This is a genomic window from Streptomyces sp. NPDC104313 (assembly GCF_055583985.1).
Map to the genome: position 1 here is coordinate 86,794 of NZ_JBVJMW010000011.1, position 19,014 is coordinate 105,807.

13 protein-coding genes and 2 pseudogenes are annotated in these 19,014 nt (G+C 72.7%); 4 read left to right on the forward strand and 11 right to left on the reverse strand.

Going from position 1 to position 19,014, the window contains the following annotated elements; genetic code table 11:
• Positions 1-13: 13 nt before the first annotated feature.
• From ACZ60Q_RS24765 to ACZ60Q_RS24775, 3 genes are all read right to left on the reverse strand, one after another.
• Positions 14-895 carry an ATP-grasp domain-containing protein gene (locus tag ACZ60Q_RS24765; RefSeq protein ID WP_469638578.1) on the reverse strand — a complete coding sequence of 294 codons (882 nt, stop codon included), beginning with the start codon at positions 893-895 and terminating at the stop codon, positions 14-16.
• Between the two features lie 46 nt (positions 896-941).
• Positions 942-2,630: a DUF885 domain-containing protein gene (locus ACZ60Q_RS24770; RefSeq protein WP_469638581.1), complete on the reverse strand. Its 1,689-nt coding sequence runs from the start codon at positions 2,628-2,630 to the stop codon at positions 942-944.
• A 124-nt stretch (positions 2,631-2,754) separates the two neighbouring features.
• Positions 2,755-3,234: an Lrp/AsnC family transcriptional regulator gene (locus tag ACZ60Q_RS24775; protein WP_469638584.1), complete on the reverse strand. Its 480-nt coding sequence runs from the start codon at positions 3,232-3,234 to the stop codon at positions 2,755-2,757.
• Positions 3,235-3,293: 59 nt separating this feature from the next.
• On the opposite strand from ACZ60Q_RS24775, the gene ACZ60Q_RS24780 reads away from it, so the two are divergent.
• Entirely contained in the window at positions 3,294-4,523 is a 1,230-nt protein-coding gene (locus tag ACZ60Q_RS24780; protein WP_469638587.1) for a trans-sulfuration enzyme family protein, read from the forward strand.
• On the opposite strand, the gene ACZ60Q_RS24785 is transcribed toward ACZ60Q_RS24780, so the two are convergent.
• The 5 genes from ACZ60Q_RS24785 to pdxR all read right to left on the reverse strand — a co-directional run bounded on the left by ACZ60Q_RS24785 (position 4,441) and on the right by pdxR (position 13,518).
• On the reverse strand, positions 4,441-5,877 hold the full coding sequence (locus ACZ60Q_RS24785) for a GNAT family N-acetyltransferase (RefSeq protein WP_469638890.1): 1,437 nt from the start codon (positions 5,875-5,877) through the stop codon (positions 4,441-4,443). The genes ACZ60Q_RS24780 and ACZ60Q_RS24785 overlap by 83 nt on opposite strands.
• Before the next feature lie 101 nt (positions 5,878-5,978).
• Positions 5,979-8,837 (reverse strand): DUF7825 domain-containing protein, encoded by a 2,859-nt coding sequence (locus tag ACZ60Q_RS24790; protein ID WP_469638590.1) that lies wholly within the window; start codon positions 8,835-8,837, stop codon positions 5,979-5,981.
• Positions 8,834-10,213, reverse strand: a complete 1,380-nt coding sequence (locus ACZ60Q_RS24795; RefSeq protein WP_469638592.1) for an SWIM zinc finger family protein — start codon at positions 10,211-10,213, stop codon at positions 8,834-8,836. The genes ACZ60Q_RS24790 and ACZ60Q_RS24795 overlap by 4 nt, the downstream gene beginning before the upstream one ends.
• A gap of 135 nt (positions 10,214-10,348) precedes the next feature.
• Positions 10,349-11,932 (reverse strand): alkaline phosphatase D family protein, encoded by a 1,584-nt coding sequence (locus tag ACZ60Q_RS24800; protein WP_469638595.1) that lies wholly within the window; start codon positions 11,930-11,932, stop codon positions 10,349-10,351.
• Between the two features lie 128 nt (positions 11,933-12,060).
• Positions 12,061-13,518 carry a MocR-like pyridoxine biosynthesis transcription factor PdxR gene (gene pdxR, locus ACZ60Q_RS24805; RefSeq protein ID WP_469638598.1) on the reverse strand — a complete coding sequence of 486 codons (1,458 nt, stop codon included), beginning with the start codon at positions 13,516-13,518 and terminating at the stop codon, positions 12,061-12,063.
• A 47-nt stretch (positions 13,519-13,565) separates the two neighbouring features.
• Here pdxR and ACZ60Q_RS24810 point away from each other — a divergent pair.
• A pseudogene (locus tag ACZ60Q_RS24810) lies at positions 13,566-14,408 on the forward strand (DMT family transporter); the annotation flags it as partial.
• Positions 14,409-14,483: 75 nt separating this feature from the next.
• Here the strand turns inward: ACZ60Q_RS24810 and ACZ60Q_RS24815 are convergent.
• Positions 14,484-15,314, reverse strand: coding sequence for an alpha/beta fold hydrolase (locus ACZ60Q_RS24815; protein ID WP_469638601.1), 831 nt, complete (start codon positions 15,312-15,314; stop codon positions 14,484-14,486).
• Positions 15,315-15,436: 122 nt separating this feature from the next.
• Between ACZ60Q_RS24815 and sigJ the strand changes: the two genes are divergently transcribed.
• Positions 15,437-16,321 carry an RNA polymerase sigma factor SigJ gene (gene sigJ / locus ACZ60Q_RS24820; protein WP_469638604.1) on the forward strand — a complete coding sequence of 295 codons (885 nt, stop codon included), beginning with the start codon at positions 15,437-15,439 and terminating at the stop codon, positions 16,319-16,321.
• 283 nt (positions 16,322-16,604) lie between these two features.
• The gene (locus tag ACZ60Q_RS24825; RefSeq protein ID WP_469638606.1) at positions 16,605-17,375 is read left to right on the forward strand and encodes a GntR family transcriptional regulator; all 771 of its coding nucleotides are present in this window, start codon (positions 16,605-16,607) and stop codon (positions 17,373-17,375) included.
• 181 nt (positions 17,376-17,556) lie between these two features.
• Here the strand turns inward: ACZ60Q_RS24825 and ACZ60Q_RS24830 are convergent, their stop codons facing one another.
• A complete protein-coding gene (locus ACZ60Q_RS24830; RefSeq protein WP_469638609.1) occupies positions 17,557-18,714 on the reverse strand; it encodes an ROK family transcriptional regulator in 1,158 nt (385 codons plus the stop codon).
• 101 nt (positions 18,715-18,815) lie between these two features.
• Positions 18,816-18,911 (reverse strand): annotated as a pseudogene (locus ACZ60Q_RS24835) (DNA-binding response regulator); the annotation flags it as partial.
• Positions 18,912-19,014: the final 103 nt, after the last annotated feature.

Consider the following 19,014-nt stretch of genomic DNA (forward strand, 5'->3'; position numbering starts at 1 on the left):
GGTGGGGCGGAGGTCAGCGTGGTTCGACGCCCGCCAGCACGGCGAACAGGCCACCGCTCTCCGCCCCGGAGGGTAGCCCGCTGACCTGGCCGTCGCCGACCTCCACCACCCGCCATATCCCGTCCTCGCGCAACGCCAGGTCGGTGGTGACCCAGCGCAGCCCGAGGCGGCCCACCGCCGCCCGCAGGGACGGAAGTTCGGGGACGGACACCGGGCCGGGCGTATCGGGGTGGGCGGTGACGAGCACCGCCTCCCCGTCCACCCACCACACCCGCGCCTCGCCCCCCGCGACGAACGGTTCGAAGGAGCGCAGCACCAGGCCACCCGAAAGGAAGGTGCCCTGTAGCTCGACGAACCGGCCTACCACGGCGGCCAGTTGATCCGCGTCCGCCAGCTCCGGTACGTAACACGCCTCGTGCCACTCGTGCTTGCGGGACTTCACGAAGTCCTTCACGATGCCGGGCCCGGGCCCCAGGGGTGCCGCGAGCACGGCCAGCTCGTCGGCGGTGGGCGGCGAAGCTCCCGGAGCCGTGGCACGCCAGACGCTGCGCGGCGTGAGCCCGTCGAACTCCTGATACCAGCCGGGGAGTTCATGCGCACGCCGGTAGCCGGCGGCGCCGGTGAGCAGGGCGCAGCCCCGGGCGCCGAGCGCGGCCTGAAGCTCCGCGTACCGGGCGGAGGGGATCATCCAGCCCCGGTACCAGTACGGTCCGGAGTCCCGCGCGACCCGGGCCACCGCCCCGGCCGCGTCTCCCGCGAGCAGCGCGTCATGATCGAGCAGCTCGATCCGCCCGCCGGCCGCACGTGCCGCCGCGACCTCGCCGGCGAACTGCGGATCGGGCCGGGAGGACCGCAACGGGTCGGCGCAGAACAGGAATCCGTTGCGCTCGCTCATGACAGGCTGCCTCGCTTTCACCGACGGGGACTGCGGACCACTCGGATCAGAGCCGCGACAGCTCGTCCACCAGATCGTCCAGGCCCAGCGACCCCTGGGAGAGCGCCGCCATGTGCCAGGCCTTCAGATCGAACGCGTCGCCGTGCGCGGCGCGCGCGTTCTCCCGGCCGAGCAGCCAGGCGCGCTCCCCGAGCTTGTAGCCGATGGCCTGGCCCGGCATCGACAGATAGCGGGTCAGCTCGCTCTCCACGAAGTCGGCGGGACGGCCGCTGTGGCTGCCGAAGAACTCCTGGGCCAGATCGGGTGTCCAACGCTCGCCCGGGTGGAAGGGGGAGTCCGCCGGAATCTCCAGCTCCAGGTGCATGCCGATGTCGACGATCACCCGGCAGGCGCGCATCATCTGCGCGTCCAGATAGCCGAGCCGCCGTTCCGCGTCGGGCAGGAAGCCCAGCTCGTCCATCAGCCGCTCCGCGTACAGTGCCCAGCCCTCGGCATTCGCGCTGACCATGCCGACCGACGCCTGGTAGCGGGAGAGGCTGTCGGCGACGTGCGTCCACTGCGCGATCTGCAGGTGGTGGCCGGGAACGCCCTCGTGGTACCAGGTCGAGACCAGGTCGTACACCGGGAAACGGGTCTCGCCCATGGTGGGCAGCCAGGTGCGCCCGGGGCGGGAGAAGTCCTCGGAGGGACCGGTGTAGTAGGGCGCGGCGGCCCCACCGGGCGGCGCGATGCGGGACTCCACCTTCCGTACCCGCTCGGCGAGGTCGAAGTGTGTGCCGTCCAGCGCCGCGATCGCCTCGTCCATCAGACCCTGCAGCCACTCACGGACCTCGTCCACGCCCTCGATGTGCTTGCCGTGCACGTCGAGGTGGGCGAGCGCCTCCCAGGGGCCGGCCCCGGGCAGGATCTTCCCGGCCTCGGTCCTCATCTCGGCGAGCAGCCGGTGGTACTCCGACCAGCCGTACGCGTACGCCTCGTCGAGATCCAGGTCGGTGCCGTTGTACAGCCGCGACCAGAGGGCGTAGCGCTCCCGGCCGACCGGGTCCGGGGCTCCCTCGACGCCCGGGGCGTACACGTCGCGCACCCAGTCACGCAGGGAGAGCACCGATTCCGTCGCCAGCCGCGCGGCCTCGTCCAGCTCCGCCCGCAGGGACGAGGGGCCGGGGGCGACGAACTCCGCGAAGAACGCCGTGCCCTCGCCCTCTCCGCCCCACTCCGTGAGCTGCCCGACGAACGTGGCGGTCGCGCGGGGACCGCCGTACAGCTTGCGCTCCAGGCCGAGCGCGAGCGAGGCGCGGTACCCCTCGTGCGCGGTGGGCACCGCGCGCAACCGCTCCACGACCGCCGTCCAGTCCTCGTCCGTCGCGGTCGGCATGAGGGTGAAGACCTCGGTGATGCTGTGGGCCGGCGACTGCAGGTTGGAGACCGTCCGCAGGCCCTCCTCGGCCTTGTGCACAGCGAGTTCCGCCGTCAGGCGTTCCCGCAGAAGGCGTCCGCAGCGCCGTTCGGCATCGCTGTCCGCACCGGGACGCCGCTCGGCGGCGTCCAGCTCCCGCAGCGTCGCGCGGATGAGGTCGGCGACCGCGGCCTGACCCGCCGGTGAGAAGTCGGGCAGTCGGCGCGAGCTTTCGGACACACCCAGATAGGTGCCCGTGATGGGGTCGAGTTCGATGATTGCGTCGACGTAGGCGTCGGCGACCTGACGGGGCAGCGCGCTGCTCGAAGTGTCTGACATGCGGACATCCTCGTACGACGGTGGCCTCCTCGTCATCATCGGGGGCCTTCTGACGTCCGAAAGGCGATCACGTCCAGCGCTTCCGGCGGGCGTCGCCGGCGCGTCCCGGGCATGTTTCCGGTATTCAGCTCCCGGCCGGAGGCAGCAGTGGCCCGCAGTCCCACTGCTGGAAGATCAGCCGGGTGTCCACCCGGGCCACCTCCCGGCGCGAGGTGAACTCGTCCAGCACCAGCCGCTGCAGATCAGCCGCGTCGGCCACCGCGACCTGCACCAGATAGTCGTCGGGGCCGGTGAGATGGAAGAGCGCACGCGACTCCGGCAGGGACCTGACGCGGTCGACGAACGGCCCGATGAGCTCCCGGCGGTGCGGCCGGACCTGCACCAGGAGCAGCGCCTGAAGACCCCGGCCGAGCTTCGCCGGGTCGAGGCGCAGTTGGTCCCCGAGGATCACCCCGGAGCGGCGCAGCCGGGCCACCCGGTCCAGGCAGGTCGAAGCGGCCACGCCGACCTCGGCCGCGAGCTCCCGGTACGTGGTCCGCGCATCGTTCTGCAACAGCCGCAGAATCTGCAGATCCACCGTATCGAGAGCGACAGAACCGGACATGCGGCGAACGTAGCACGGGCCATTGTGCCTACGAACCGGTAACTGTTCAGAGTGGCGATATGGACAACGAAGTCTCGCCGACGCCCCCTGCCCCCACCCCGTCCAGGGCTCTCGCCACCGAAGCCGTGCACGCCGGACGCGACGACCTCGCCTCCCTCGGCCTGCACGCCCCGCCGATCGACCTGTCCACCACCTACCCCTCCTACGACTCCCGCGGCGAGGCGATGCGGATCGACGCCTTCGCCACCACCGGGGCCCGCCCCGACGGGCCGCCCGTCTACGCCCGGCTGGACAACCCCACCACGGCCCGCTTCGAGACGGCGCTCGCCCGGCTGGAAAGCGCCGAGAGCGCGGTCGCCTTCGCCAGCGGGATGGCAGCGCTGACCGCGGTCCTGCTCGCCCGCGCGAGCCAGGGACTGCGCCATGTCGTCGCGGTCCGCCCGCTCTACGGCTGCAGCGACCATCTGCTCGGCGCCGGGCTGTTGGGCACCGAGGTGACCTGGACCGACCCGGCGGGCATCGCCGACGCCATCCGCCCGGACACCGGGCTCGTGATGGTCGAGACGCCGGCCAATCCGACGCTGGCCGAGATCGACATCCGGGCCGTCGCCCACGCCTGCGGAACCGTCCCGCTGCTGGTCGACAACACCTTCGCCACCCCGGTCCTGCAGCGCCCCGTCGAACACGGCGCACGGATCGTCCTGCACAGCGCCACCAAGTACCTCGGCGGCCACGGGGACGTCATGGGCGGCGTCGTCGCCTGCGACGAGGAGTTCGCCGCCACGCTGCGCCAGGTCCGGTTCGCCACCGGCGGAGTGCTGCACCCGCTGGCCGGCTACCTCCTGCTGCGCGGCCTTTCCACGCTTCCGGTACGCGTACGGGCGGCCTCGGCGAGCGCGGCCGAACTCGTCCGCAGGCTCACCGCCGACCCGCGCGTCGCGCGGGTGCACTACCCGCGGATCGGCGGCGCGATGATCTCCTTCGAGGTGTACGGGGACCCGCACCGGGTGATCTCCGAGGTGCGGCTCATCACGCCTGCCGTCAGCCTCGGCAGCGTGGACTCGCTGATCCAGCACCCGGCCTCCATCAGCCACCGCATCGTGGCGGAGGGGGACCGGCGGGCGTCCGGTGTCGGCGACCGGCTGCTGCGGATGTCGGTCGGCCTGGAGGACGTCGAGGACCTGTGGGCGGACCTGTGCCAGGCACTCAGTGACGGACACCTTCCGTCGGCGCGGACGGCCGGGCGGACCCTTCAGTCGTCAGCCGGTCGGTCGTCAGCCGGGCGGTGATGACGAGCGTGCCCTCCTCGATCCGGTAGTCGAGGGGCACCTCCAACGCGCGCATCGCCGCCACCATGCCGGTGTTGTGGGACTGCGTCACGGCGTACACGCTGTCGCAGCCCGCCTCCATGGCGAGAGCCACCAGGCGGCCGAGCAACTCGGAGCCGATGCCTCGGCGCTGCCAGTCGTCCTCGACGAGGAGGGCGACCTCGGTCTCGTCGCCGTCCCGGAGGAGGTGGCCCAGCGCCACCAGCTTGCCGGAGGCCGTCCACACCGCCAGGGTGCGACCGAAGCGGGGGCTCAGCAGATGGTCGAGATAGCGGTCCGCGTCCGCGACCGGACCGTGGTAGCGCAGACCCAGAGTGCGCTGCGAGCAGCGGTCGTGCATGGCGCGGGCGGCGGTGAGATCAGCGCCGCCCGCGCGGCGCACGGTGATCTCGTTGCCCTCGGGCAGCGTGAGGACGTCCTCGTCGCGCGGCACCCGCGGGCCGAGCCGGGCATCCAGCTCGACCAGGGCACGCGCCCGCGCGAACTCGGTCGGTGTGAACGGCAGATGGGGCCGCTCGACACAGATCGCCCCGCCCGCCGGGTCCCGCAGCCGCATCATCGTCTCCTCCAGCCCGCCCTCGACCGGGGCGCTCTCCCCGGTCGGGCGACCGGTGACGGAGACGGCGGGCAGCGAGTGGATGGTGCACCGGCCGAGCAACTGCCGCAGGGCGAACGGCAACTCGGCCGTGTCGAGTGCCGTCCGGGTGGCCAGCGACAGCACCCGGGTCGGGATGTCGACCAGATCGTGGGCGTCCGCCCGCTCGATCCACGTGGACGCGCCGCCGGCGGCCGCGATCTCCCGGGACAGCTCCCGCGCCTGGAGCGAGGCCGGCGCCCGCAGTAGGAACTCGTCGACGGTCCCCCGTGCGAGCGGGTGGGTCCCCAGGGTGAGGATGTCCACCCGGAGCCCGGCCAGGGCCACGCACAGCGCTGCCAGACTGCCCGGGGTGTCGCGCACGGTCGTCCGCATCCGCCACAGCGTGGTCTCCTCGGCACCGACGATCCGGCCGGTACCACTGCCCCCGCCCGCGGCCCGGTCCCGCGCCCCGTTCGTCGCCGCGCCCGCTCCGCCCCGCGCGGAGCCCCCCTCACCGGACGGGGGAGCGTGACTGTGCCGTCGCGCCCACCAGGTGTGGAACGCCGCGGTGGCCACCAGCGCCACCGCCGACGCCACGAGCAGGTAGGGCCCGTCCGGCTGGTGTCCGATCAGGTTGGCGATGGCGTCGGCCACGGCCACGGCGGTGAACAGGGCGGCCAGTTCGATCAGGTCCCGCCGCCAGTGGTGCGGACGGCGGGCGCTCTTCGCGGAGGTCACATCAGTCATATCCTCACTGTGAACGAACGGTGTTGCCTGATAACGAACGCCTTGTGACTGATGGGTTACGTGTCGATCTGGTCGTCTATCGTCGTTTTCGGTCAGATTCCGAGATCGGCCGTTCCTCGATCCTTCCGGTCCGGCGCGAGGGCATCGGTACTCTCGGGGGCTGCGGGGGCTGCGGGGGCTGCGGGGGCTGCGGGGGCTGCGGGGGCTGCGGGGGCGGAACCCTCCGCCACGGCAGGGAACCTCGCGAGCAGCCGGGCGGCCTGGCGGACCGTCTGGGAGGAGCCCTTGCGCCCCGCCGTGGCCGCGAGCCCCGCTATCGACGGGATCCCGCCCGTACCGCAGCGTTCGGCGCACTCGGCCGCCACGGACAGCAGATCGCCGAGCGCCCGGGGCGTCCTGTCGTACGCCAGGAGACCGGGCAGCATCGCGGCCAGCACGTTCAGCACCGTCCGATACGCGCCGGTGGCGGCCGCCGTGCCGAGCGCCTCGGCCGTGCGGTTCACCTTCACCAGGTCGCGGTCGACCAGGATCGCCAGCTCCCGCCCGAGCGACGCACCGTCCAGGCGGCCCCCCGCGGCCAGGACGAGCAGGGCGTCCACCGCCGCCGTCCGGTCCTCCGGGTGCCGTGCGCCGAGACCGTAGGCCAGCGCGAGATGCGTCGCTCCGCCCACCTCGCCCGCACTCTCCGCCAGTACCGGCAGGAACCCGACGGCTCCCCGCTGCCCCTGGTCGGCGGCGAACAGCAGGTCCGACATCAGCCAGGCGGCCAGCGTCTCCGGGTCCTCGGGCAGGGTTGCCGTCCAGTGCGACGAACGCTCCGGCCCCCAGTGGTAGCACTCCCGTGCATGGGGGAGTTGCGCCCGGCCCAGCCAGTGGAAGGCCTCCGGGAACTCGTGCTGGATCACCAGCCGCTCCCGGGTCGCCAAGAGCACCTGACGGGCCCCGGTCGTCGTCCGCTGCCACCAATTGCGCGCCGACGGGCGGGAGACGGCGGTCGCCGGATGCCGCAGCACCGGGGCCACCGGCTCATCGGCACGGATCCAGGCGGCCAGCCGGTCCCCCTCGCCGGTGCCCAGCGCCTCGGCCGCAGCGGCGGCGTCCGCCCCCTCGGGGCCGCCGCGGCGGCGGACCCGCAGCAGGGCCTGGGCGAAGTCGGCGGGGCCGGGACGGGCGCCCAGCTCCCGGTAGGTCCGCAGCCGTTCGACGAGCTCGGCCGCCTCGATCGCCCCGGTGTGCCAGGTCGGCGTGGCCAGCAGGAACGGCGCCCGCCCGACCGCTATCGCCTCCGCGGCCTCCCACACCCGGTCGAGCAGCACCCCGTTCAATGCGGCATGGGCACAGGCGTCCGCACCCTTCACGGTCGTCTTCGCCCGCCACGCGACCCTGTCCCGCTCGGACACCAGGCCCAGCAGTGAGGCCGCCACGACGCAGAGCCCGTGCGAGGTCGAGATGGACCGTGGATCGATCATGTGCGGAGACAGGCCGTGCTCGACGAAGTGCAGACCGGCCAGCGCCTCCCGCAGGGCCCCCACCAGCGCCTCCCGGTCGGTCCGTGCCAGTCGGACGAGGCCGTCGAGCGCCCGCTCGAAGCCGGTGACCCCACCCGAGGGGTCCATGACGGCCGACGACGGGATCCAGTGGTCCGACGCATGCGCCCGCACCCGGGCGGCCACCTCCTCGACGAGCTCGGCCACCGTCCCCGGCGCGGGCTCCTGACGCCGCAGCACCGGCGCGGCCGGCAGGAACTCCTCGTACACCTCGGCCGCTTCCTCCGCCACGAGATCGCCGAACAGGGCGGCGACCGTCTCCCGGTGCAAGGGGCCCAACTGCGCGGCGGCGGAGGCCAACCGCTCCCGTACCCGCGGGTCGGCGACGGCGGGGAGATACCGCTCGACCAGCTTCAGGGCCCGCTCCTGGACGTCGATGCCCTCGTGGGCGAACGCCTCGGCGACCGCCGGAAGAAGCTCGCCCGCCGTCGAGGCGTCCCGGCGCAGCACCTTTCCCAGCAGGGTCAGCTGGGCGCGTACCAGCTTCTTCTCCCGGCGGAAGAGCACGGCGCCCGACACGTCCGCCAGCTCCCGGGTGGACAACACGCCCCGCGCGTCGAGCCGCCCGAGCACCTGCTGGGCGTGCGAGGCGACCGGAGCGATCCCGTCCGCCGCCATCGCCGTCCAGTCCCGCAGACGCCGGTGCTCCTCTTCCTCCGTCGTCCCCAGCCGCAGGAGAACGGCCAGGAAGAACCGCTGGTCGATGGAGCTGCCGCCGCGCATCAGCCGGGTCACGCACCGCTCCACCAGATGCGGCCGGTCCAGCACCCCGTCGTCGGCAAGTGCGCACAGCGCGCCGGGCCAGTGGTCCTGCGAGTCCGGCGCGTCGTACCAGTCGACCTGCGGCGGCAGCTCCGGCATCTCGAACAACCGGGGCGCCAGCACCGAGGTGTGCGGGTCGTCCCGCAGGACGTCGGTCAGCGAAAGCCGGGTCCGGCCGCGCCGGCGCGCCGCACCGACCAGCTCCGTCCAGCCCGCCACCAGGTTGTCCGTGACCGGAACCGGTACCTGGGCGACCCGCGCCAGCTCGCTGACGAAGGCGTACTCCACTTCGGAGAGAACCGATCGCTCCGCCAGCCGCTGGGCGAGATCACCCAGCCAGGCCGGATCGCGGTCCTTCAGCGAGGCGAGGATCAACGGATACGGGGAGCGCGTCCAGTCGCGCAGATCACGGCCCCCGATCCAGGCGGCGCACCCCGCCGCCCCGGTGTGACAGCCCGCGCCGGCCACCAGCAGCGCCTTGCGGATCCTGTCCCGCCGCTGCCAGTCCCAGCCGCGCACCTCCTTGCGCAGCTCCTTCAACTCCGCGAGCGCGGCACGGCGTCCGGGCCGGTCCAGACCGAGCACCAGCGGCGGCACATCGTGGTGAAGCCCCGCACGCACGGCGATGAGCAGCTCGTTCATCGCGTGCCTCCGGCGACCGTCGCCCCGCGGCGGACCATACGCACGGCGAGTGCGTGTTTGCAGGGCCCTCGGCGCCCTCGGTAGTCCGCCCACCACTGGCAGGTGCAACTGACCTCGGAACCGCTCTCGCGCACCTGGTAGCGGCGGTCCCCGGAGGCGACCGTCGCCCGTGAACCGTCGAGGGACACCGCGCCCGCACCGGCCAGCCCGCGGGCGGCCACGAGACGCGGATTGTGCCGCTCCGCCCGGTCCGCGTCGTACGGCAACTCCCGGTGGAAGTACGCGGCGTCCGCCAGGTCGTAGCCGACGCGGCCCGCTGTGCCGAGCCGGATGAGCGCGGCCCGCACCCGCTCCACGGACAGCCCCGACCGCTCGGCCAGCGAAGCCGGTTCGATCCGGGGCTCCCAGGCGAGCAGCACGGACACCAGCTCGGCATCGGCCGCCGCGTCATCCGTGGCCAGCGCCTCCAGGACGCCGCCCTCGCCCGAGAACCCCCGCGCGGAGTCGGGGGAGAGCGTCAGCGTGAGCCGCATCCCCGGCAGCACCACCTCCCAGGCACTCGCCGCCACCGCGCCGTCGGCCACCGGCCCGTACACCCGCAGGGCCGTCGCGTCGCGCAGCACCCGCTGCAACGCCACCAGCCGCTCCGGGCCCGGCAGGCACACCGCGCCCGGGACGGGGCGGGTTGTCGGGCGCAGGGTCCCGCCCGACGCCACCACCCACCGGGCGCCACGTGCCGCACGGCCCGAGGACGGGGAGCGGGGCAGCGAGCGCAGGAACGCCACCGCCTGCGCCGCGCTCAGCTCGGCCCGCAGATCGAATCCGGCCGAGGCGACCTGCGCCTCCGCGAAACCGCGCAGCCACCGGTCGGGCAGCGGCACCTTCTTCTCCACCACCGGGCCGTCGAGCGTGGTCACCGCCATCTCCTTGGGACCCACCCGCAGATGCAGCAGATCATCCGCCGTGATCCGCGAAAGTGCCTCCCGCAGCGGAGCGTTCACGTCCACGTTCGTCGTTCCGTGGCCGGTCTCCCGGCCGTCCAGACCTTCCTGGAGCACGTCGAGGCGTGCGTACACCCCACAGCAACCGGAGAACGACTCGAAGCGCAGCCGGTCGCCGTTGCCCGTCACCACCGGATCCAGGGAGGCGGACAGCGAACGCTGGTAGTAGCGGGCGGCGGCGACGTCCGCCACCGCCAGCAGCCCGCGTGCCGCTGTCCGCGGAGCGGAGAGGAAACCCGCGAAGAACCGCGGGTGCGCCTGTGCCCCGCGCGGGGTGAGGCCCCCCGCGGTCTCCAGACCGAGGGACGGCCCCGCCTGCCAGGACTCCAGGGCGGACGGGCGTGCGTAGGCCAAGGCCTGAACGGATCGGGTCATGAGAAAAAGCGTAGGACCCACCACTGACATTGATAGTGGTACGTGGGTTCCGGTGGTCGTGGCTCTACCACTGACTGACGTCCTGCTGGGCTGTCCTCAAGTTGTTCTGTCCAACGGCCCCGCCGAAGCAGCCGTTCACTGCCCGACGCGGCCCGGCCGGAGCACCTTGGTGAACAGCACCGACCCGCCCTCGGCCCGCAGCCGCACCGTCAGCTCCGCACTGTCGCCGTCGATCTGCACCTCGCCGAAATACTGCGGGGACTCCATCGGCGAGACATTGGCCCGGTCGGGTGCCCGGACGAAGACCCGGTCCGGGCCGAAGGTGGTGTCCAGCGCGTTGGCCGGGAAGCCGCCCGCCGCCAGCGGGCCCGACACGAACTCCCAGAACGGGGCGAAGTCCTTGAACGCCGCCCGCTCCGGCGCGTAGTGCTGGGCCGAGGTGTAGTGCACGTCGGCCGTCAGCCACACGGTGCCGGTGATCCTGCGGTGCTTGACGAACCGGAGGAGCTCGGCGATCTGGAGTTCCCGCCCGAGCGGGGCCCCGTGATCACCCTGCGCCACCGCCTCGAAGTCCGTCGCGCCGTCCGGGACCACGAGGCCGAGCGGCATGTCGGCGGCGATCACCTTCCACTCCGCCCGGGAGGCGGCCAGCGAGCGCTTCAGCCACCGCGCCTGCTCGGCGCCGAGGATGCCCGTCGTGTCGTCCGCCTGCCGGCCCGGGGAGTTGGCGTTGCGGTGCGAACGCATATCGAGCACGAACACGTCGAGCAGCGGCCCATGGCGCACGACCCGGTACATCCGAGAAGGCCGCCCGGAACCGTACGAGGGCGCGAGCGGCACGTACTCGTGGAAGGCGCGCACCGAGCGCGCCGCGAGGATGTCCACGTTCTTCTCGGTGTAGCGCGCGTCGTCGAGGATCTGGCCCGGATACCAGTTGTTGCGCACCTCGTGGTCGTCCCACTGCACGACGGACGGCACCTGCGCGTTGAAGCGGCGGACGTTCCGGTCGAGCAGGTTGTAGCGGAAGTTCCCCCGGTACTCGTCCAGCGTCTCGGCGACCTTCGCCTTCTCCTCGGTCATGACATTGCGCCAGATCCGGCCGTCCGGCAGCGTTACGCTCGCCTCCAGCGGACCGTCCGCGTAGATGCTGTCGCCGCTGCACAGGAAGAAGTCCGGGTCCAGGCGGCGCATCTCCTCGTACACGCGGTAGCCGCCGATGTCCGGATTGATGCCCCAGCCCTGCCCCGCGATGTCGCCGGACCACAGGAAACGCACCCCGGAGCGTCGCCGCTCCGGAGCGGTACGGAACGTCCCGTACACCGGTTTGCCGGTACGGCGGGGATCGGCCGGATCGGCGAGCGTCACCCGGTAGTGCACCTGCTCGCCCGCGGGCAGGCCGTACAGCGGTGTGGTGCCGGTGAAGTCCGTTCCGGGACCGATCGACGGCCCATACCACCTGCGGACCCGCCGGAACGACTCGGTCGCCGAGGTCTCCACCAGCATCCGGGCCGGCCGGTCCGAGCGCACCCACAGGAGCGCGGAGGAGGCGGTGACGCTGCCCACCTGCACACCCCAGGACGCTTCGGGCCGCCCCGCCAGGTGCAGCGCGGGCGCCGCCGAAGCGGCCGTGGGGGAGAGGGCGAGGGCCGCCGGTGCGATCAGCGAGCCGCGCAGGACAGCGCGGCGGCCGGGCGAGGGAATCCGCGGACGGTAGGACATGGAAGCGCCTCCAGGGAGGTGGACGGGCGGTGCGCCGTTCGCGAGAAGGCCGTGGACCGGCGCCGGTCTTCGCCCATGCCTAGTGCCTCGCGGCGGCCGGAGCCCCAACCCCGGGTGAACGGCGCTTGTCAGCCGGGGACGGACCGGCCGGAACGCCACGTGGCCGCCAGCGCGGCGACCCCCCGAGCGATGTCGCCGGGGGCGAGATGGGCGTAGCCCAGGACGAGGGGCAGGGTGCCGTCCTCGGAGTCGGCCGTTCCGCAGTCGCGCAGCGGCCGCAGGGCGATGCCCGCTTCGGCCGCCCGCTCCAGGAAGACGTCCTCGGGACCGTACCGCGCGGGCAGCCGGGCGATGATGTGCAGGCCCGCCGCGATGCCACTGACCGTCGCGCCGGGGAAGTGCTCGTCGAGCGCGGACACCAGGGCGTCCCGGCGTTCCCGGTAGGCCCGCTGGCAGCGCCGCAACTGCCGGTCGTAGCCGCCGCGCACGATGAAGTCCGCCAGGACGGCCTGGTCGATCACCGGGTTGCCCAGATCCATCGTTCGTTTGCGGGCGATGATCCGCTCGGTGAGCGCGGCGGGGGCGATCAGCCAGCCGAGCCGCAGGCCGGGAGCCAGCGACTTGCTCACGGAACCGGAGTACACGACCCGCTCGGGGTCCAGCCCCTGCAAGGCGCCCACCGGTGCCCGGTCGTAGCGGAAGTCTCCGTCGTAATCATCCTCCATGATCACGGCGTCCGCGTTCCGCGCCCAGTCGAGCAGTTCGCCGCGGCGCTGCGCGGAGTATCCGATTCCGGTGGGGAACTGGTGCGCGGGCGTGGTCACCACCGCGCGTACGCCGGAGCGCCCCAAGGGGGCGAGGGCGAGGCCGTCGCCGTCGAGGGGCAGCGGGACCGTGCCCAGACCGGTCGCCGCGAACAGCGAGGCGTGTTCCGGACTGCCCGGATCCTCCACCCCGACCGAGGTCACGCCCTCGTCCCGGAGCACGAAGCCGAGCAGGGTCGTCGCCTGGGCCACACCCGAGCAGACCACAAGCCGCTCCGGATCGGCCACCACGCCCCGGCGCCGGACGAGCAGTCCGGCCAGGGCCTCACGCAGTTCCGGCAGCCCGCGCGGATCGGGGTAGCCCAGCGAGCCGTGCGGCAGCCGGCCGAACACCGTCCGCTGGGCGGCGCTCCACGCGCTGCGCGGGAAGAGGGACAGATCGGGGGTGCCGGGCCGGAAGTCCACCAGCGCGCCCACCGCGCACGGCGCGCGGTCGCGTACGGGACGCTGCGCCGCCCGTACGCCCTCGCTCACCCAGGTACCCGCGCCCTGCCCGCTGCGCAGATAACTCTCCGCGGTGAGCTGCTCGTACGCCTCGGTGACCAGCCCGCGCGACACCCCCAGATCGGCGGCGAGCTCACGGCTGGAGGGCAGCCTCGTGCCGGCCGCGAGGCGGCCGGAGCGGACCGCTTCCCGCAGCGCGGACCGGAGTGCGCGCCCCCGTCCGCGCGCCGGCGCGGCGGCGGCGGGCAGCAGCAACTCCCACGCCGGAGAGCGGGGTTCCGCCGACGGACGATGCGAACTGGTCCCCGAAAACGTCATACGAGTGGACCTTAATCCGGTCCGCCGCCGACCCTAGCGTCGACCCCATGAACGCAACCTCTCTGCGCGGGGCCCTCCTCGCGGCCCTCGCGTGCGTGCTGGTGGGGGCATCCTTCACGGCCAACAGTGTCCTCGGCGACTACCCGTTCGCGGGTGGCCAGGCCCTCCGCTACGGTCTCGCCGCACTCCTGCTCATCCCGTTCCTGCGGCGTGATCCCGACTCCACGACTGCGCGGCTGCGCGGTCTCACCCGCCGCCAGTGGGGGCGGATCGGGTTGCTCGCCGCCGTGGGCATGGTCGGATTCAACCTGGCGGTCCTGGCGGCCGAACAGTCTGCGGAACCAGCTGTTCCGGGCGTCTTCGTGGGCTGTGCGCCGATCGTGGTCGGCGTGCTCGTCCCGCTGTTGGACGGCCGCCGGCCGTCCCGCGTCACGCTGTACGCGGCCGGACTCGTCGCCGTCGGGGCGTTCACCGTTCAGGGCTGGGGCCGCACCGACCTGGCGGGCGTGCTGTTCTCGGTGGGCGCGCTCGCGGGCGAGGTCGGCTTCGCGGTCCTCGCCGTCTCCGTGCTGCGCCCGCTCGGCCCGAAGCTGCTCACCGCGACGGTCTGTGGCGTCGCGGCCGTCGAGTCGGCGCTGCTCGGTCTGCTGATGGACGGCGGGTCGTTCCTGCGCGTCCCGACGGGCGGCGAGGCGACGGCCCTGCTGTGGCAGGCCGTCGTCGTCACCGTGATCGGATTCGTCTGCTGGTACAGCGGGATACAGCGCATCGGAGCCGAACGCGCCACGCTCTTCTCCGGCCTGATCCCGGTCTCCGCCGCCCTGACCGCGCCTCTCGTCGGAGTCGGGACATACGGTCTCGCGCAGGGTGTGGGGAGCCTGCTGGTCGGCGCCGGTGTGGCGTACGGTTCCGGCGTCCTCGGCCGGCGCGGGGCCGTCGGGGCGCCTATGCCCCGACGGGCCGGCTCAGCGGCTGGTGTCCAGGATGACGCGGGTCACGAGCGCCGGGTCGTCGCTCATCGGGACGTGCCCGCAGCCGGGCAGCCGCACGAGCCGGGCGTCGGGGATCACCCGCTTGGCGCGGACCCCCTGCCTGCGGAGCAGTATCCGGTCGCGGGTGCCCCAGGCGACGGAGATGGGGACGCCCTTCACATCGTCGCCGAAGTGCAGGCCCCTGCCGGACTCCAGCGTCCGGTGGAAGCCGGTCGCTCCGCGCAGGGCGAGCGTCTCGGCGACGACCGCCTCCGGTGAACGCCTGCCGGGCCGGGCGTAGATGGTGCCGGTGAGGGCAGCCCGGCCGGCCGCGCTGCGCGACAGGCGCTCGATCAGCCACACCGGCAGGGCCAGCGCGCTCCGGCGCATTGTCCGCAGGGTGGCGAAGGCGTAGCGCCGTTCCGCCTCGGTCCAGAAGCCCGCCGGGGACAGCGCGGTCACCGACCGCACCAGCTCGGTGCGCCCCAGTTCCAGGGCGAGCAGGCCGCCGAGCGAGTTCCCGGCCACATGGGGGCGGTCCAGGCCGAGTTCGGCGCAGAAGGCTCCGAGCACCCGGCCGACGGTCGCGAGATCGTAGGGAACTCCGTCCGGCAGCGCGGGCGAGGTGCCGAAGCCGGGCAGGTCCACGGCTATCACCTCGCGCTCGGCGGCCAGGATCCGTGTCACCGGGTCCCAGGCCCGCAGATGATGCCCGACGCCGTGCAGGAGCAGCAACGGTTCGCCCGAGCCGGTCCGTTCGTACGCGACCGAGACCGGTCGGGGGCCGTCGGCCGTTGCGACGGTGAAGGATGCCGTGGTGGTCATGCTGCTGCTCCCTGGTGCGGGTAGACACTTCGTCAACAACAATTACCCTCGGGTAGCTCGCAGTTCAAGGGTTGCGGCGATTCCCGCTGGACAGCGGATGGCCGGTGGGCTGGGATGGTTCGATGACCGTCGACGTCGCGACCGAGCTCTTCGAAGAACACCGGCCCGTTCTCACCGGTGTCGCCTATCGCATGCTCGGCCGCGTCGCCGACGCCGAGGACGTGGTCCAGGAGGCGTGGCTGAGGTGGTCGGCGGCGGCGCACGAGGACATTCGGGAGCCGCGGGCCTTCCTGGTGCGGATCACCACCCGGCTGGCCATCGACCGGCTCCGGCATCTGCGGTCACGCCGGGAGTCCTATACGGGGCCCTGGCTGCCGGAGCCGATGGTGACGGAATTCGGCCCCGCCATGCCTGACACCGCGGAGCGCGCCGTCCTCGCCGACTCCGTATCGCTCGCCGTGCTGGTCGTCCTCGAATCGCTCTCGCCGCTGGAGCGTGCGGTGTTCGTGCTCCGGGAGGCCTTCGGGTTCCCGTACGCCGAGATCGCCACCGCCCTGGACCGCACCGAGGAAGCCGCCCGACAGCTCGCCGGCCGTGCCAGGCGGCATGTGGAGGAGCGCAAGCCGCGCTACGACGTGGACCCGGCCGAGCGCCGTGATCTCACCGAACGCTTCCTGGCCGCGGCCTCCGGGGGCGGCATCGAGCAGCTGCTCGTGCTGCTGGCCCCGGACGTCCGGCTGGTCAGCGACAGCGGTGGCAAGGCGAAGGCGCCGCGGCGGATCATCGAGACCGCCGACAAGGTCGGCCGCTTCCTCTTCGCGGTGGCCGGGGAGCTGGCCCCGGACGGGGAGATCCGCGTCATGGAGCTCAACGGAGGGCCCGCCGCCGTCTACTTCGTCGGAGGGAAGGCCGACACCGTCTTCCAGATCGAAGTCAGCCAACGTGTCATTCAATGCGCCTATATCATTCGTAATCCGGACAAGCTTTCCGGGCTGCCCGTCCTCTAGCCAAAAGCACCACTGGCCGCCTCGGTCCCCAGCGCCTCACGCGTCCGCCGCAGGCCTGGTCGGAGCCCTGTCATCGGCGTGATGGCAGGGCTCCGTGCTGCGCTCGTCTCACGGCACGAAGAACGTCGTGTGAACGCTCTGCGCCAGAGCCCCGTTAGTTCCGTTACGGAATGAGTATTGGTCTTGACCAAGGGGGTATGCCGTCCTAGGGTCTCCAGTTAAGACAAGAACCTTTAATAAATAACGTCGCGAAAAAGACGCTGGGCGATTTGCGGAGGACAGGGTGGGGACCACGCAGCTGGAATCGGTACAGGAGCCGAAGTACTGGCACCTCAGAACCGTGCTCAGTCAGGCACTCGACTCGGACTTTGCGGTGGGGGAGATCCTGCCCAACGAGCGGGACCTCGCGGCACGGTTCGGTGTCGCGCGAGCCACGCTCCGGCAGGCGCTGGAGCAGCTCGAACTCGAAGGCAGACTACAGCGCCGCCGTGGTGTCGGGACGACCGTCGCCCCGCCGCGCGTGGGCATCGCCGTCTCCACCGCCCAGCACGAGCGGCCGGGCGCCGTCAGCGGCGAGGCCTGGCAGCCGGTCGACAGCACCATCGACAAGGCCCCGGCGGCGGTGGCCTCCATGCTCGGAACGAACCCCGCCGAACCGGTGCATGTGGTACGCCGTATCCGCGACACCCAGGGGCAGGCGGTGGCGGCGGAACTCCTCTACATCCCCGCCTCCTCGGTGCCCGACCTCTCCGCCATCGAGGCCCCGTCCGGCGCGGTCCGCGCCCGGAGCGTGCTGCGCGAGCTGCACCGGCTCGGCCTGCAGGGCCAGGACCGCTCCGTGGAGCTCGGCTCGGCGCGCGCGGACGACGCCAAGGAACTGGACCGGCTCCCCGGCGCCCCCGTCCTCGTCGTCACCACCCGCTACTGCACCGCGGCCGGTACGGCGGCCGTATCCGTCGCCACCTACCGCGCGGACACCTGCCGGCTCACCTTCGGGGACTCCGGGGCGCTGGAGATCAGCCACGACGAACAGCCGGAGCGCCAGGCCTCCTGACGCCTCCGACCCGCTCGGCCCCACGCCCGCCGCATCTCAGGGACTCCAGTCCCCGGGAATCGGCGGGCGCGCGCGTTTGCCGCCCGACCGGCTCCGGGGACAGCGCCCGTGATCCGCCCACGCACGTGGTCAGTTGATCCGCCCACGCGCACGTAGTCGGTGCCCCGGCCCTCACCCTCGGTCAGCGGCGGGCCGTCACGGTTCCCTCGACGGCGAACAACTGCTCCTCGACGTGGTCCAGGGCGAGCCGCAACGCCCCTGTCGCTACGGCGGCCTCTCCGAGCAGCGACAGGGTCACCCGGGGCGGGCGCAGGCAGTAGCGGGCCAGCTCTCTGCGCAGGGGTTCCAGGACCCCATCCAGCCCGGCGGCCCAGCCACCGACCACGACCAGCTCCGGGTCGAGCGCCAGCACCAGCGCCGCCACATCGTGCACCAGCCGCTGGAGGAACCGCTCGACCGCCGCCTGAGCCCCCGCATCGCCCTCCCGGGCCTTGGCGAACACCGCGGCCACCGCAAGCTCGTCCAACGGGTCCAACGGCGTGTCCGTCGTCGACAGCAGATGCTCCGGCGCCACGTCCCTGCCCAGCAGGTGCAGAGCGCCGATCTCCCCGGCGGCCCCGCCGAACCCCCGGTGCAGCCGCCCGCCGATCAAGGAACCCGCCCCGGGGCTCAGCCCCGCCAGCACGAAGACCACGTCGTCGGACTCGATGGCCGCGCCCTTCCAGTGCTCGGCCACCGCGGCGGCGTTGGCGTCGTTCTCGACGAGCACCGGGCAGCGGAACGAACGGCGGAGCCGCTCCCCGAGCGCGAGGCCGGTCCAGTCCGGCAACGCCGTACCCAGCCGCACGGTGCCGTCGGCCTCCACGATCCCGGGACTGCCCACACCGACCGCACGCAGATTGCTCCGGGCCACCCCGGTGCGTCGCAGTACGTCCGCGATGACGGCCCGTACCTGGTCGAGCCGGTCGTCCGCTCCGGCGGTCTCCGACACAGCGCGGGAGCCCGCCCCGATGATCCGGCCGTCGAGCCCCGAGATGAGCGCCGACACCCGGTGCGGACCGATCTCCACCCCGAGAAGATGCCCCGCCTCGGCCCGGAAACGGAACCTCCGCGCAGGGCGCCCCTGGCGCCGTGCCGCACCCGCGTCGGGCGGCGCCTCGACCACGAGACCCGCTTCGAACAGCCCCTCGACGACCCCTTCGACCGTCGGCCGGGACAGCCCCGTGATCCGTGTCAGGTCCGTCAGCGTCAGCGCGCCGGCCCCTCTCAAGGAGTGCAGCACTACCGCGGAATTGATCCGTCGCAGCAGCGACGGGTCCCCACCGGTCAGCCGGCCCACGGTATGTCCTCCCAGCTCGTGCGCATGTCTGCCGGGATCGTACTCGCTGGCCGAGAGCCCTGCGACCAGCGAGGGAAGCCGGTATCGAGCCGCAACCTCGGTCATCCCGGAGCGACGAAACCGGACTCGTGTGCGGCGATGACCGCCTGGGTACGATCTCCGGCCCGGGACTTCGCCAGGACCGAGCTGACAGGGCTCGCCCTCGGCCCTCTGTGCGGCGAAGATGACCGCGATCGGTGGGTCGGTGCTGATCGTCGGGCTGGTGACCAGCTTCACGACGTTCCTGGTCGGTCAACTCCT